Origin of the sequence: Lutibacter sp., from assembly GCF_033723435.1 — a bacterium.
GTDB lineage: Bacteria > Bacteroidota > Bacteroidia > Flavobacteriales > Flavobacteriaceae > Lutibacter.
In genome coordinates, this window is sequence record NZ_JAWVXC010000002.1 from 434,986 (window position 1) to 449,457 (window position 14,472).

Annotated in this window: 13 protein-coding genes; 12 read left to right on the forward strand and 1 reads right to left on the reverse strand. The window is 31.9% G+C overall.

All coding sequences use genetic code 11. The features are described from left to right. The first annotated feature begins 28 nt into the window (after positions 1 to 28). The 9 genes from R3342_RS04955 to R3342_RS04995 all read left to right on the forward strand — a co-directional run bounded on the left by R3342_RS04955 (position 29) and on the right by R3342_RS04995 (position 10,646). Positions 29 to 553, forward strand: coding sequence for an FMN-binding protein (locus tag R3342_RS04955; protein ID WP_318938585.1), 525 nt, complete (start codon positions 29 to 31; stop codon positions 551 to 553). Next, positions 550 to 1,047, forward strand: a complete 498-nt coding sequence (locus R3342_RS04960; protein ID WP_318938587.1) for a hypothetical protein — start codon at positions 550 to 552, stop codon at positions 1,045 to 1,047. Before R3342_RS04955 ends, R3342_RS04960 begins: the two co-directional genes overlap by 4 nt. A 98-nt stretch (positions 1,048 to 1,145) precedes the next feature. After that, positions 1,146 to 1,454: a DUF6660 family protein gene (locus R3342_RS04965; RefSeq protein WP_318938589.1), complete on the forward strand. Its 309-nt coding sequence runs from the start codon at positions 1,146 to 1,148 to the stop codon at positions 1,452 to 1,454. A 74-nt stretch (positions 1,455 to 1,528) separates the two neighbouring features. Next, on the forward strand, positions 1,529 to 5,911 hold the full coding sequence (locus tag R3342_RS04970) for a CusA/CzcA family heavy metal efflux RND transporter (protein WP_318938591.1): 4,383 nt from the start codon (positions 1,529 to 1,531) through the stop codon (positions 5,909 to 5,911). Position 5,912: 1 nt separating this feature from the next. Further along, positions 5,913 to 7,100: an efflux RND transporter periplasmic adaptor subunit gene (locus tag R3342_RS04975; RefSeq protein ID WP_318938593.1), complete on the forward strand. Its 1,188-nt coding sequence runs from the start codon at positions 5,913 to 5,915 to the stop codon at positions 7,098 to 7,100. 25 nt (positions 7,101 to 7,125) lie between these two features. Continuing rightward, positions 7,126 to 7,458 (forward strand): P-II family nitrogen regulator, encoded by a 333-nt coding sequence (locus R3342_RS04980; RefSeq protein WP_318938595.1) that lies wholly within the window; start codon positions 7,126 to 7,128, stop codon positions 7,456 to 7,458. Between the two features lie 25 nt (positions 7,459 to 7,483). After that, a complete protein-coding gene (locus tag R3342_RS04985; protein WP_318938597.1) occupies positions 7,484 to 8,215 on the forward strand; it encodes a cation diffusion facilitator family transporter in 732 nt (243 codons plus the stop codon). A gap of 20 nt (positions 8,216 to 8,235) precedes the next feature. Next, the gene (locus R3342_RS04990; protein WP_318938598.1) at positions 8,236 to 8,649 is read left to right on the forward strand and encodes a Fur family transcriptional regulator; all 414 of its coding nucleotides are present in this window, start codon (positions 8,236 to 8,238) and stop codon (positions 8,647 to 8,649) included. Between the two features lie 53 nt (positions 8,650 to 8,702). Beyond that, positions 8,703 to 10,646, forward strand: coding sequence for a heavy metal translocating P-type ATPase (locus R3342_RS04995; protein ID WP_318938600.1), 1,944 nt, complete (start codon positions 8,703 to 8,705; stop codon positions 10,644 to 10,646). 702 nt (positions 10,647 to 11,348) lie between these two features. Here R3342_RS04995 and R3342_RS05000 read toward each other — a convergent pair. After that, positions 11,349 to 11,561 (reverse strand): hypothetical protein, encoded by a 213-nt coding sequence (locus tag R3342_RS05000; protein WP_318938602.1) that lies wholly within the window; start codon positions 11,559 to 11,561, stop codon positions 11,349 to 11,351. A gap of 742 nt (positions 11,562 to 12,303) precedes the next feature. On the opposite strand from R3342_RS05000, the gene R3342_RS05005 reads away from it, so the two are divergent. From R3342_RS05005 to R3342_RS05015, 3 genes are all read left to right on the forward strand, one after another. Continuing rightward, positions 12,304 to 12,708 carry a DUF6943 family protein gene (locus R3342_RS05005; RefSeq protein ID WP_318938603.1) on the forward strand — a complete coding sequence of 135 codons (405 nt, stop codon included), beginning with the start codon at positions 12,304 to 12,306 and terminating at the stop codon, positions 12,706 to 12,708. A 107-nt stretch (positions 12,709 to 12,815) separates the two neighbouring features. Further along, a complete protein-coding gene (locus R3342_RS05010; RefSeq protein WP_318938605.1) occupies positions 12,816 to 13,181 on the forward strand; it encodes a DUF2493 domain-containing protein in 366 nt (121 codons plus the stop codon). Between the two features lie 222 nt (positions 13,182 to 13,403). After that, positions 13,404 to 14,453 (forward strand): DUF4339 domain-containing protein, encoded by a 1,050-nt coding sequence (locus R3342_RS05015; protein ID WP_318938606.1) that lies wholly within the window; start codon positions 13,404 to 13,406, stop codon positions 14,451 to 14,453. The last annotated feature ends 19 nt before the right edge of the window (positions 14,454 to 14,472 follow it).

Genomic DNA, 14,472 nt, shown 5'->3' on the forward strand with positions numbered 1-14,472 from the left:
GCTTTTTAAATTTAATAATGTTTTAATAATGTTAAAATACATTTTTCCTTTTTTTGTTCTTTTTGTAAATGTTGGTTTATCACAAAATAAAAGAATAGAAATATTAATTCAAAAAGAGATAAAAAATACTTTTGGGATAGAATCATATTCCAATACGCCAATTCAAATAGAAAAGGAAGTTTTAGATGAACTTCCTACAAAATTTTCAGCAATTAATTTTTTCAAAATAAATAAGCAAAAAGAAATTATTGGTTATTATTACATAGGTAAAGCTTTTGGAAAAACTGATTATTTTGATTTTATGGTTGTTTTTAATAAAGAATTAAACATAGTTAGGGTTAAAGTTTTAGTGTATAGAGAAGAGCGTGGAGGAGAAGTTGCCAGTACACGTAGGTTAAAACAATTTAATGGTCAATCGTACAGAAATACCGTAATTTATCAAAAAGATATTGCAGCAATTTCAGGGGCAACTATTTCAGCGAAATCAATTACAAATCAAATTAATATGTTATTACAATCAATGGGCATATTGCATTCAAAAAAAATATTATGATGGAATTACACGGCAGCATCCATAGGTTCCCAAAGGAAATAGAGCTAACGATATTAGCCTTTGTTACCTTGTTAAGTATTGGTTTTTTCGGAGGGCTATCATTTGTAAATAAAACAACCGAAATGAAACCATCAGGAATTGAAACTAATTATTTAGGTAATGAAAATGATGAACTGGCAACGGTTATGAAATTTAAAAAGAATGAACAAGAAATGCTTACCATTGTTCACAATCATATTTTGTCAATGTCTGTTATCTTTTTTTTAATGTCTTTACTATTAGCTACCACTTCCATTAATAAAAAATTAAAATATTTCTTAATGTTTGAACCTTTTCTATCAGTTATTTTAACTTTTGGAGGTATCTATGTTCTTTGGAAAGGATTTCTTTGGTTTAAGTATATCGTATTGTTATCCGGAATATTAATGACATCTACTTTTGCAGTATCCGTTTTAATAATTTGGCATCAAATTCTGTTTTCAAAAAAATACTAATTTAGAAAAAGGTATAATTACTTGATCGGGTTTTTCCTTTTAAACAGAAATAATTGCAATAGGGTTGCATTTATTATTTTGTACATTTGCCTTCAATTATGAAAATACTTGTAATTATATTAGCTATTTATTCAATTGCATTAACAGCACTGCCTTGCGATGATAATGCAAATCTTAATGACCAACAAATTACTTCAGTATATCAAAATAATGATAACAGTCATAATGCTATTGATTTATGTTCTCCATTTTGTATTTGTAGCTGTTGTGCAGGTTTTGTTTTAAAGACTACCTTTCAACATATTATTTTAAAAACTACCAACCCGTCTAAAAAAGTAAACACATACTATAGTGTTTCATTCACTTCTAATTACAAAACTTCTATTTACCAACCGCCTCAAGTTTAAGTTATAAATACGTTTTTAAGCGCCTTCATTTTTGTTGGTGATTACACATTTTTATAACTTAAATATATCATAAAATGATCGATAAAATCATTCGCTTTTCTATTAACAATAAATTTATTATTGGATTATTCGTATTAACCCTAATTGGAACAGGAATTTATTCAATGTTAACCATAAAATTAGGTTCTGTTCCAGATATTACCAATAATCAAGTTCAGGTTATTACAGTTGCGCCAACACTGGGAACAGAAGATGTTGAGCAGTTTGTAACCTATCCTATTGAGTTGGCTGTTGCCAATTTACCAAAAGTTACAGAGTTGCGGTCTGTATCTCGTTTCGGACTTTCTGTAGTTACCATTGTATTTAAAGATAATAGTGGTACTTATTTACCACGCCAATTGGTACAAGAAAAATTAAATGCCATACAAGCAGATATACCATCCAGTTTAGGAAAACCATTTATGGCACCTATAGCTACCGGATTAGGTGAAATTTATCAGTATTCATTAGTACCTGAAAAAGGATTCGAAACTAAATATTCCCTTTCTGATTTAAGAACAATTCAAGATTGGATTGTAAAACGCCAAATGGCTTTGGTTCCGGGTGTTGTAGAAATAAATTCATTTGGAGGCAATATAAAACAGTACGAAATTGCTTTAAATCCAAATAGATTAAACAGCATGGGAATTAGTATAAATGAAGTATTTGAAGCACTTGAAAAAAATAATTCCAATACAGGTGGTGCTTATATTGAAAAAAATCATCAAGCTAATTTTATAAGAGGAGAAGGGTTGGCAAGAACCATTTCAGATATTGAAAACATTGTAGTTAAAAATAATGGAAATACGCCTATTTTAATAAAAGATGTAGCAGAAAAAGTTCAATTTGGCACTGCTATTCGCTATGGTGCTTTTACAGAAGAGGGTCACGAATCTGTTGGAGGCCAAATACTTATGCTAAAAGGTGAAAACCCTAATGAAGTAATTAAAAACGTTCAAAAACGAATTAAAAGTATTCAAAAATCATTACCCGAAGGTCTCCAAATTAAACCCTTTTTAGATCGAAGTGATCTAATTGCGCGTACTACAAGCACTGTTTCCAAAAACCTGATTGAAGGTGCGCTAATTGTTGTATTTGTACTCGTATTATTGTTGGGTAGTTTACGTGGCGGATTGTTAACTGCTTCAATTATTCCGCTATCATTATTATTTGCCTTTATTTTAATGAAAGCCACAGGGGTTTGGGCAAATTTAATGTCGTTGGGAGCTATTGATTTTGGAATTATAGTAGATGGGGCTGTAATTATAGTTGAGGGCACTGTGCATCATATCGAACAACGAATCAAAAAAAACAAAGCTGACTTTACGTCTCAAGAAATGGATGAACTCACCTATAAGTCTAGCAGCACTATGATGAATTCAGCTTTTTTTGGGCAGCTAATTATTTTAATTGTGTTTAGTCCGATTTTATTTTTAACCGGTGTGGAAGGTAAAATGTTTCGTCCAATGGCATTTACTTTTGGTTTTGCAGTATTGGGAGCCTTGTTATTATGCCTAACCTATGTGCCTGTTATGGCTTCGTTATTTTTAAAACCTGCTTCAGAAAACAAACGAAATTTAGTTACAAAATTAGAGAATGGTCTTACAAATATGAGTAATAAAGTAATGGCTCAAATATTTAAAGCTTATAAACCATTTGTTCAAGGAGCTTTAAAATTCAAGAAAACGGTACTTGCAATAGCTGTACTTTTATTTGTATTGGCAGCTTTTTTGTTTACAAGAATGGGAGGTGAATTTATACCAAAATTAGATGAAGGAGACATTGCAATGCAAATTATTTTGAAACCAGGCAGCTCTTTAAGTGAATCTATTAAAGTTTCTGAAGAAGCTGAAAATATCATTAAGTCTAATTTTCCGGAGGTAAAAACAACGGTTAGTAGAATTGGCGTATCCGCAATACCAACCGATCCAATGCCAATGGATATTGCAGACACGTTTATAATTTTAGAAAAAGATAGAAGCAAGTGGAAATCAGCTTCCAATAAAGCAGAATTGATTGAAAAAATGCAGGAGAAATTAAAAACTATTGTTGGTGTTAATTTTGTATTTACCCAACCGGTGGAAATGCGTTTTAATGAATTAATTACAGGGGTACGTGAAGATGTTTCAATAAAAGTATATGGCAATAATTTAGATACCTTGGCAATAAAGGCAAATGAAATGGCTAAAATTATTCAAACCGTAAAAGGTGCCTCTGACGTACGCATTGAAGCTACGGAAGGGTTGCCACAAATAACAATTAATTATGAAAGAGATAAACTGGCAAAATATGGCTTAACTATTGATAAATTAAATATGTATGTAAGTACCGCATTTGCAGGTGCCAATGCCGGTATCATTTTTGAAGGTGAAAAACGCTTTGATTTGGTAGTTCGATTTGCTGATAATTACAGAACCAACATTGAAGATTTGCAAAATTTACTGGTGGATTTACCAAATTCCAAAGGTCAAATTCCTCTTAAAGAATTGGCAAAAATTAACTATAAACCTGGTCCCATGCAAATATCACGCGACAACACATACAGAAGAATTTATGTTGGAGTGAACGTTAGAGGTCGCGATGTGGAATCAGTTGTCAACGAGGTACAACAAAAACTGGATAAACAACTTAAATTACCGGATGGCTACTTTATTACTTATGGCGGTTCATTTGAAAACTTAATACGAGCAAAAGAACGATTATCAATTGTGTTACCCATTGCCTTATTTTTAATATTCATACTACTCTACTTTGCATTAAATTCTGTAATACAGGCAACAATGATATATATGGCAGTACCTCTGGCAGCTATTGGGGGCATTTTTAGTTTGTATGCACGCGGTATGCCGTTCAGTATTTCCGCAGGAGTTGGATTCATTGTATTATTTGGTGTGGCGGTATTAAATGGTTTGGTATTGGTAAGCAGATTTAACAGTTTAAAAATAGAAGGAATGGTTGATATAAAAAAACGTATTTTAATTGCCACAGAGGAACGATTGAGACCAATTTTATTAACCGCAATCGCTGCGATTATGGGGTTTATGCCAATGGCAATTTCTGCATCAGCAGGGGCTGAGGTACAAAAACCTTTAGCAACCGTTGTTATTGGAGGTTTAATTTCATCTACCTTGTTAACCTTATTAGTAGTTCCTGTGTTGTACTATTTTGTTGAAAAATTTACACAAAAAAGAAAAGACAAGAAAATAAACAAACAGTTAATAGGCTTATTCCTTATTGGGTTGTTAACTTTTATGGGAACTCAAAACGCAATGGCGCAAGATCATTCTAATAAGCTAACAATTGATGAAGCGGTAGCTATTGCTTTTGAAAAGAATCCAACAATAAAATCGGCAAATCTTGAAATAGAAAAACAGCAAAATCTTAATAAGTCGGCTTTCAATTTAGATAAAACAGCAATTTCATATACTAAAGGTCAAATTAATGGTATTCAACAAGATTATAATGTAACCATTTCTCAAGATTTTAAATTTCCCACTGTATATGGAACTCAATATAATTTACAAAAAGAAAAAATCGCTTTAAGTGAGGTTTCTTTAGCTTTTAAAAAAAATGTATTGGAACGCAATGTAAGAGCGGTTTATCTGCAACTTTGGTTCGCTAAGAGTAAACTTTCTTTAATTGCCGCATTAGAAAAAGAATTTCAAGATTTTGCAGTTGTAGCCAAAAAAAGATTTGAATCTGGTGAAACCAATTTAATTGAAGAAATGGCTGCTGAAGGCAAACAAGCCGAAATAAATCTTTTGAAAACGGAAGCAAGTTTAGATGTTGATAATTTAAAGAAACAACTGCAATTAGTGCTTAATACTAAAGATGAGGTAACTATAACAGATGTCGAATTGCAAAAAACAACGATAGCAAGCAGCAAAAATTTGGGCAAAGAGACCCCAATTTTAACATTACAAAAACAGCTTATTAAGGTTTCTGAAAAAGAATACAACCTTGAAAAGTCAGGATTTTTACCCGATTTATCTGCTGGTTATTTTAATCAACAAATTGATGGAATTAAAAATTTTAAAGGTTTTCAGCTCGGTTTAAAAATTCCGTTATTTTTCTGGTCACAAATGGGTAAAACCCAAGCTGCTTTTAAAAACACCAAAATAGCCCAACAAAATTTTGAACAAACTAAATTAGATATAAATTCAATCTTGCAAAGTAACCTTCAAGATTTTGAAAAGTATAAAACCTCATTAGTGTATTATGAAACCAAAGGGTTGCAATTAGCCGATAAATTATTCGCTTTTTCTAATAAGGCCTATAAAGAAGGTGAAATTGGGTATGTTGAATATATAGCCAATTTAGAACAAGCTGCACAAATTAAACGAGACTATTTAGTAAAACTGAATTTATACAATCAAACAATTAACGAAATTAATTACCTAACAGGAAAATATAATTAACATGAAAAATATAGTAAAAATAACCACCCTTTTTGCATTGCTAATTATTTCAATAAGCTGTAAAAAAAATAATTCTCAAAAAATGTCAGCTACTAATGAAGATGTGAAAAAGGAACTAAAAAACGCTGCAAATATATTAACACTACAGCTAAATCAATTAAATGTTATGGATATAACATTAGGTACTGTTAAAAAAGTAAATATGGGTGTTTCCTTTAAAGTAAATGGTCAATTGGAATTACCACCACAAAATAAAGCAAGTGTAAGTGCTATTATTGGTGGTCGTGTACAAAGTATTGCCGTTATAGAAGGCGATTATGTTAAAAAAGGACAAATTATTGCGCAGTTGAATAATCCGGAATTTATTAAATTACAACAAGATTATTTAACTGCAAAAAGTAACAATTCTTATTTAGAAAACGATTATAAACGAAAAAAACAATTAATAAAAGACGATATTACTTCAAAAAAATCGTTTCAGCAGGCAGAGGCTGCTTACAACGAAAGTTTAGCAACACTTAATGCGAGTAAATCAATGTTACAGTTAATAGGCATTAATATTTCAAATGTAGAAAATAACCAAATTATTTCAAACGTACCCGTTATTGCCCCAATAAATGGATATATTCAAAGCATTAATATGAATATCGGGAAATTTGTAGCACCAGAACAAACAATGTTTGAAATTGTGGATAATGCCTTTTTACACCTTGGATTAGAAGTCTTTGAAAAGGATTTAGACAATGTTAAAATTGGTCAAAATATTTCCTTTTCACTAGCATCAAATCCAAATAAAATCTACCAAGCTAAAATTTATGCCTTAGATAAATCGTTTAATAAAAATACAAGATCGGTAAAAGCACACGCAAAAATAATTGGCAATTATGAAGGTTTAATAGAGGGTATGTTTGTGGAGGCAAGAATAATAACTAAAAATAAGGAGGTTAGTGCACTTCCAGATGAAGCTTTTGTAAGTGAAAAAGGATTGGATTATGTGTTTGTTCAAAAAAACAAAACTGCCGATAAAATTGAGTTTGAAAAAACACAAGTTAATAAAGGAATTTCCGATTTAGGGTATTCCGAAGTTTTATTTATGGATGAATTGCCTGAAAATTCAATTATTGTAACTAAAGGTGCCTATTACTTAAATGCTGAAATGCAAAAAAGTGAATTTGGCGACGAAGATTAAATGAACCAACTGAAATATAAAAGTGATGAAAGAAATTAAAGCATTTATTAAACCCAATAAATTAGAAGAAGTTATTGAAGTGCTGAAAGAAAATGGCTTTGAAAGTGTTACCTTATCAGAATGTGAAGGCACAGGTGCCTATAAAAGAGAAGATTCAGCCCCTTCGTTAAAATTCCATTTTGCAGATAGTAAGGTTGTTAAATTGGAATTGGTTTGCCAAAATGAAGAAGCCGAGTTAGCTTGCCAAATCATTTGTAAAAATGCTGCCACGCCATATCCTGCCGATGGAATTATTTATGTGTCAGACATTAATGACGCGTACAGAATTAAAACAGGAAAATCAATAAAAATTAATTAGTTTTAAGGTCCAAAATAAATTAAGTATGTCTAACAAAAAACAGCTATCTCAATCAAAATCAGAGCATCATAATCATATAGATGCCAGTCATAACCATCATGAACATACCAAAGAAGTAATTGATTATAGTAATGCTCACGAACAACGAACGCGTTGGGTTGTTTATCTTACTGCAATAACAATGGTAATTGAAATATTTTTCGGTTATTGGACAAATTCAATGGCTTTATTAGCAGATGGTTACCATATGGCTTCACATGTGTTTGCACTCGGTTTAGCTTGGTTTGCATATGTTTTCTCGAGAAAATATGCTCAAACTGATACTTTTTCATTTAGTAAAGATAAATTACTTGCTTTATCAGGTTTTACAAGTGCAATAGTTTTACAAATAGTTGCTGTAATAATGGCAATAGAAGCGGTCAATAGACTCCTTAATCCATTGACTATTAAATTTAGCGAAGCAATATTTGTTGCAATAATAGGACTTTCCGTAAATGTGCTAAGTGCTTTTTTTCTGCATCATGAACACGACCATCACGACCATAATATTCGTTCAGCCTATTTACATGTGTTAGCCGACGGTTTAACAAGTGTGGTTGCTATAGTAGCTTTAGTGGCTGGAATGTATTATAATTTATATTGGTTAGATAGCATCAGTGGTATTTTAAGCTCACTTGTCATAACAAAATGGGCCATTGAATTAATAATAGGTTCAGGTAAAGACTTAATAGAATTTAGCAAGAAGAATTCTAAGTAATTAAATTATAAAGTATCAAAATGAACAATTTCGAAAAAATATTGAAGAATAACAACGTAAAACCAACTGCAATGCGCTTGTTGGTTTTACAATTTCTTTTAACTAAAAAAGTGGCAATTAGTTTAACGGATGTAGAAAATTATTTTGACAAATCGGATAGAACCACCTTATATAGAACTTTAAAAACTTTTGTTGAAAAGGGTATTTCCCATAAAATTGATGATGGTACTGGGATTTCAAAGTATGCATTGTGCGAAGAAAATTGCCATTGCGAAATAGACACCGATTTGCATTTGCATTTTCGTTGTACTAATTGTAATGAAACCGTGTGCATTACCGATTATAAAATTCCAAGAATAACCTTACCTATTGGCTATATTGCTGAGAATATTAACTTGGTGGTTAAAGGCATTTGTGATAATTGCAACACATAAATGCACTTCCGTTGCATACTTCAATAGCATACTTTTGAATCAAATTTAATAGTATGAGTGAAGATTGCAAAAAAGGTTCAGCCTGCGCTATAGATTATACAAAAGAGAATCCAAAATCAAAAAAAATAGTTTTTATAAATAAAGACTATATAATACCAATTATTTGCTTATTATTTTTGTTTTTTGGAATTGGTTTTAATTTTTATGATGTTGCTTTTTTTAAAGCGCCTGTTCCATTAATTTGGTTTGGTATTAGCTATGTTCTTATTGGTGGTCCGGTAATCTTAAAAGCTGCAAAATTAATTCTTAAAAGGGATATTTATAATGAGTTTGTCTTAATGTCTGTAGCAACCCTTGGTGCTTTTTTAATTGGTTCTTATGAGGAAGGTGTTGCAGTAATGTTATTTTATGTTGTTGGAGAATTATTTCAGGAAGCAGCAGTCAATAAAGCCAAACATTCTATTGAATCCTTGTTAAAAGTACAGGTTGAAGAAGTAACAGTGCTAGAAAATGATAAAGCTATTGTAAAACACCCAAAAGAAGTTGAGGTCGGACAAATAATTCAAGTTAAACCTGGAGAGAAAATTGCCTTAGATGGGGAGTTGATTTCAGAAAATGCCGTTTTAAATACAGCCGCTTTAACTGGTGAATCTTCACCGGATACAAAAACAAAAGGAGAAAAAGTACTGGCAGGGATGATAAATATATCTAAAGTAATAGCAATAAAAGTTACCAGTAAATTCGAAGACACTAAACTCTCCAAAATATTAAAATTAGTACAGGAAGCTATAGGCAGAAAAGCAAAAACTCAACTATTAGTGAGTCGTTTAGCTAAAATATACACCCCTATTGTGTTTTGGTTAGCCATAGCTTTGATTATAATTCCCTATTTTTTTCTTGGAGATGCCTATATTTTTCAAATGTGGTTTCAAAGAGCATTAATCTTTTTGGTAATCTCTTGTCCGTGTGCATTGGTAATTTCAATTCCATTGGGTTATTTTGGAGGTATTGGAGCAGCTTCACACAATGGAATTTTATTTAAAGGGTCTAACTTTTTGGACTTAATGACCAAAGTAGATACGGTTGTTATGGACAAAACAGGAACACTTACCAAAGGTGTTTTTGAAGTGCAAGAAATAGTTGCCCTAAATTTTGATAAAGAATTATTGGTTGAATTAACTGCTGTTTTAGAAACAAATTCTACCCATCCCGTTGCAGAAGCCATTGTAAAATACGCGAAAATTGATAAAACCACCTTCAAAGCAACCAACGTTGAAGAAATTTCCGGTTACGGTATGAAAGGAGTAATTGAGGAGTATGAGATTTTAGCTGGTAATACAAAGCTATTGGATAAATTTAAGATTTCTTATGATGAAAACTTAAAATCTAATATGGAAACTATTGTTATTATAGCCATAAATAAAAAATATGTTGGTTATATTACTATTGCTGATACCCTTAAGGATGATGCTGAAAAGGCAATATCAGCTTTGCATACTCTTAAAAAGATAACCGAAGTTGTGATGCTTTCTGGCGATAAACAAACCGTAGTTAATAAAATTGCCAAACAATTGGGTATTGATAAAGCTATTGGTGGATTGTTGCCAGAAGATAAAATAATAGAAGTTGAAAAATTAAAAGCACAAGGTCGTACAATTGCATTTGTTGGTGATGGAATAAACGATGCTCCAGTAATTACAATTGCCGATGTAGGGTTAGCTATGGGTGGTTTAGGTAGTGATGCCGCCATTGAAACTGCTGATGTGGTGATACAAACCGATCAGCCTTCAAAAATTGCGACAGCCATTAAAATAAGCAATGCAACTACAAAAATTATATGGCAGAATATTGGTTTGGCATTGGGCGTTAAAATTTTGGTATTAATTTTAGGTGCTTTTGGATTGGCAACTTTATGGGAAGCAGTAATTGCCGACGTTGGTGTAGCTTTATTGGCTATTTTAAATGCGGTTAGGATTCAAAGAATGAAATGGGGTTAAATAAAACAATTTACTTTAAGTGAATAAATTTGTTTGCAAATTATAAAGGAAAACTGTATAAGAAAAAAACGAATGATCTTGTAAAAATTAAGCTTTCCTAAATTAACAATACACTTAGAATGATTTAAATTCCATTTTAACATTTAAGTTATCAATGTGTTTTATATAATGGCTCCATCTCCAGCAGTATTTTCCTACTATACGTCATTCTAGGGCAGAGCGTTAAGAAAAGAGCTGGTAGCTGTTTTTAGCGAATGAGCCAGTTTGCGCTAGGAATTTCAGAATCTTACCTTATTACAATATTTAAGCAACCTATAAACTTTAAAATACCGCTTCCAATTCCCCTCATAAGAACTTCCTTGCAGTCAGTACTTATCTTTGCCTTTGCGCTTTTTTAAATCTGTTTTCATTAGAATAATGGCAACAAAATAGAATATTCAGCAGGTAATAAGGTGTTCGTCATACGTTCCATTTTGTTCCATAAAATATACCTGCAAGGGCATTTCATTACCAATTGTCACCCTGAGCGCAGTTGAAGGGTCTCATTCTCATTACTTAAATTCAATTATTTAACCCCTTGCATATACCGTAAATAGCACTAATTCGTTGACACGCCTCATTTAGCACTATTTACTTATTTTACTCCACACATTCCACGTATTCCTCACGCACAGCTACTTTTGCCCTTAAAATCTTTTAGGGTTATGCTTCGCAAATCATATTGTTAAGGGCAACCGCTGTTTCATAATTTTGGCTCGCCTGCTGCTCACTCCGGGCTAATCGGGTTGTCACAGTTTTTGCAGTACTTACTTCAGAATAAGACAATCCATTTTGCATATAATTTAACCACTCCTTAGCACTCGCGATTAAACCATATTGCAAACGCTCACAAGAGCAAGATATTTCGTTCATCATTTCTCGTTTTGGCACTTCACTAATTCAATAAAATTAATAATTAGCACCCTATCAAACCAACAACTAAAAACAAGCAGCAAATAACCAAAAGCGAAGTACACAATACGCTACATTCTTCACTTCATATCTTGCACTTGCCTTTTCCACCTCCAAATTTGATTACAAAAAAGTAAGCAAAAACAGCGCCAACCCTGCGTGTGACACGTAGTTGTTGCACGCACTTATTCCGTTGTCAACGTGCTTTTGCCCCAACACCCTCCGTTCAGCTCGCGGCGGCTCGCCTAAATGCTACCACATTTGTCGTGCAATTACCTGCGAAACAAACTTTTTTTTATTTTTGTAGTGTTATTTCAGCATCGGTGTTATAATCTGGTTGTGATGGGTAACAGAAACCAAAGTGTAATTCCTGTTGGACTGTATCCTTCAAGGCAATGGCTTTGGTTTTTTACTTTTTGTACAATACGATAATCCTGCTTCTAAAAAAATAAAAAAAGACAGCAAAATTCGGTTGTTCCCTTCTCCAGCGGCACAACACCTTTCAAGGTCAAGCCCTTTGGGTTTTGAAAAAAATCTCCACCTCACAAATGTTCGTCTCCGTTTTTTTATAAAAACACAGGTCGTATTTTTCTCAAAAACCTTGATAGGCTAACCTTCACAACCAGTAACATTGCTTTCTTTTTTCTTTTTGTTTCAAAATTTATGTGTGCGGAACGCAGTGAAGCATAACTTTAATTGCGTACCTATGTCTAATTTTGAAATCAAAACTCACCAACCAGGAAGAACCTACAACACACCGCACTTTTTTATTTTATCGAAAGGCTTAAACAGTGGCAGGCCGATGAACCAGCCTTGCCCCAATTGTTTTGTAATTACAACAGCTGCAGAACCAACCCGGGAATCCTTGTATTACTTGTGCTTATCACTTAAAACAGGTCAATACTTCAGTTATTATCTAAAAGGAAGTGTTATCCCTTTTATCAGTATTTCAGATGCTAAAAAAGTAATCAATGAAGCACTCCAAAATAACCAGGATCAGCAGTGGCAAATAAAAGTTGAAAAACTCAAAAAAATCAATGCTTTTGAAGAAAATCTCAAGCAGCAACTTTCAACAATCAAGCAATTAAAAATTGCGTTGTTGAGGTCCTAAAAAAATAACAAGCAAAATGCCTGGCTTTACAGCTAGGCATTTAAAAGGATTTGAACAGTCATCCTGAACTTGATTCAGGATCTCATGAATTAAAACTTAAACTAAATATGAAAACAATAATTGCCGGAAGTAGAACCTTTACCGACTACAAAAAACTATGTCAAATTTGCGACAACATACTCCAAGATCATACCAATATTGAAATAGTAAGCGGAGCTTACTACAAAGGAGCTGACAAATTAGGCGAACAATATGCAAAAGAACACAACTATCCTATAAAAAAAATCGCTGCCGATTGGGCTAGATTCAGAAAAGCAGCAGGACCAAAACGCAACGAGCAAATGGCAAACTATGCTGAAGCACTAATCGCTTTTTGGGATGGAAAAAGTAAAGGAACAAAGCATATGATTAACTTAGCAAGAAGCAGAAATTTAAATGTCTTTATTAACCGAATTACTTCAAATGAAATTTAAATTCATTTTAAATTAGTAATAAACATATTTTTTAAACTCTTTTTTATTAAATTAGTGCATTGAAAAAATTGCCAATTTCAACAAATGATAAATTTATCTAAATCTACTTTTAACTTTAATTTCTTTTGGGATAAAAGAGAAATAGTATTAGATATAACAAGTTGTGTGTCAGACAAAGAGCTACTTAACTATAAATTTGAAAAACTATTAAAATAATAAGTAATGACAGATAAAATCTATTTCTATTTAGATGGTGCTGATAAAAAAGGACCTCTTTCAAAGGATGAAATTATTGCATTAAAATTATCTGAAAAAACTTTAATTTATTATGATGGTTTAGATAATTGGCAACCAATATCTGAATTAGAAGATTTTAAAGAAAAGAATACAGTCAATGACTTGAAATTCGAAGAGCAGGAAACGAAAACAGAAAAGAGAAAAATTAAAATCCCTAGTTTTATAATTTTCTTATTTATTGCAACAATAGCCTCTACTATAGCATATTATATTTCAGAAAGGATAAAAGAAAAGGACTTACAACTCATAAAACAAAATGTAAATGATATTTTTAATGGTAAAGATGAAATCTGCGACTTTACTAAAACAGGAGTTAAAGGCGACCTTAAATTAAATCCTGGGAAGCACACATTAGATTGGCTTTCATATTTCTATAAAAATGACAACGAAGATAAAGAGCTTTATGAAATGTTCATTTGTGAATCTGGAGGTTGGACAGTCTTAACATTAACTAAATTAAATAATGGTTATAAATATGTAGAAAGCTACTCAACTGATATGGGATTTAAAGTTCCAGAATCAACTTATACACCTGGAACTAATTATGGTTATGGAGTTAAAACTTCTGGATATTCATTGCCAACATATCGAGGAACTGTTCAGAACGCTTATAATGAAGCGATGAATTACATTTCTGTTGAAAAAGAAAACAAGTCCTATTTAGCTGGTGTATATAATAAGATTATGACTTTCGGAGAATTAAATAGTGAATTTCATTCTGTTAACAATGTCGAGCCATCTAAATATTCAAGTGAGTCAGTTTTTGCTAAATCTTGGGAAAGTATGGGAGAAGCTTCTGTATTTAACAAAAAATGGATTGTTTGGTATAAATCTAAAGGTAAACACTATGAAATAGTATTAAACGAAGAAAAATATAAGAAAAGACTAATAATTAACTTGTCGATTGCTTTAGGCATAACATTATTAATTTTTCTTATTTGGAAAATCAGCAAACGATTTGAAATAAAAATTTAAAAACCGAACACACAACAAT

Bases quoted from the DNA above. Each gene is read 5' to 3' on its own strand.
- R3342_RS04955 (WP_318938585.1), top strand. From the start codon at position 29: ATGTTAAAATACATTTTTCCTTTTTTTGTTCTTTTTGTAAATGTTGGT.
- R3342_RS04960 (WP_318938587.1), top strand. From the start codon at position 550: ATGATGGAATTACACGGCAGCATCCATAGGTTCCCAAAGGAAATAGAG.
- R3342_RS04965 (WP_318938589.1), top strand. From the start codon at position 1,146: ATGAAAATACTTGTAATTATATTAGCTATTTATTCAATTGCATTAACA.
- R3342_RS04970 (WP_318938591.1), top strand. From the start codon at position 1,529: ATGATCGATAAAATCATTCGCTTTTCTATTAACAATAAATTTATTATT.
- R3342_RS04975 (WP_318938593.1), top strand. From the start codon at position 5,913: ATGAAAAATATAGTAAAAATAACCACCCTTTTTGCATTGCTAATTATT.
- R3342_RS04980 (WP_318938595.1), top strand. From the start codon at position 7,126: ATGAAAGAAATTAAAGCATTTATTAAACCCAATAAATTAGAAGAAGTT.
- R3342_RS04985 (WP_318938597.1), top strand. From the start codon at position 7,484: ATGTCTAACAAAAAACAGCTATCTCAATCAAAATCAGAGCATCATAAT.
- R3342_RS04990 (WP_318938598.1), top strand. From the start codon at position 8,236: ATGAACAATTTCGAAAAAATATTGAAGAATAACAACGTAAAACCAACT.
- R3342_RS04995 (WP_318938600.1), top strand. From the start codon at position 8,703: ATGAGTGAAGATTGCAAAAAAGGTTCAGCCTGCGCTATAGATTATACA.
- R3342_RS05000 (WP_318938602.1), bottom strand. From the start codon at position 11,561: ATGATGAACGAAATATCTTGCTCTTGTGAGCGTTTGCAATATGGTTTA.
- R3342_RS05005 (WP_318938603.1), top strand. From the start codon at position 12,304: ATGTCTAATTTTGAAATCAAAACTCACCAACCAGGAAGAACCTACAAC.
- R3342_RS05010 (WP_318938605.1), top strand. From the start codon at position 12,816: ATGAAAACAATAATTGCCGGAAGTAGAACCTTTACCGACTACAAAAAA.
- R3342_RS05015 (WP_318938606.1), top strand. From the start codon at position 13,404: ATGACAGATAAAATCTATTTCTATTTAGATGGTGCTGATAAAAAAGGA.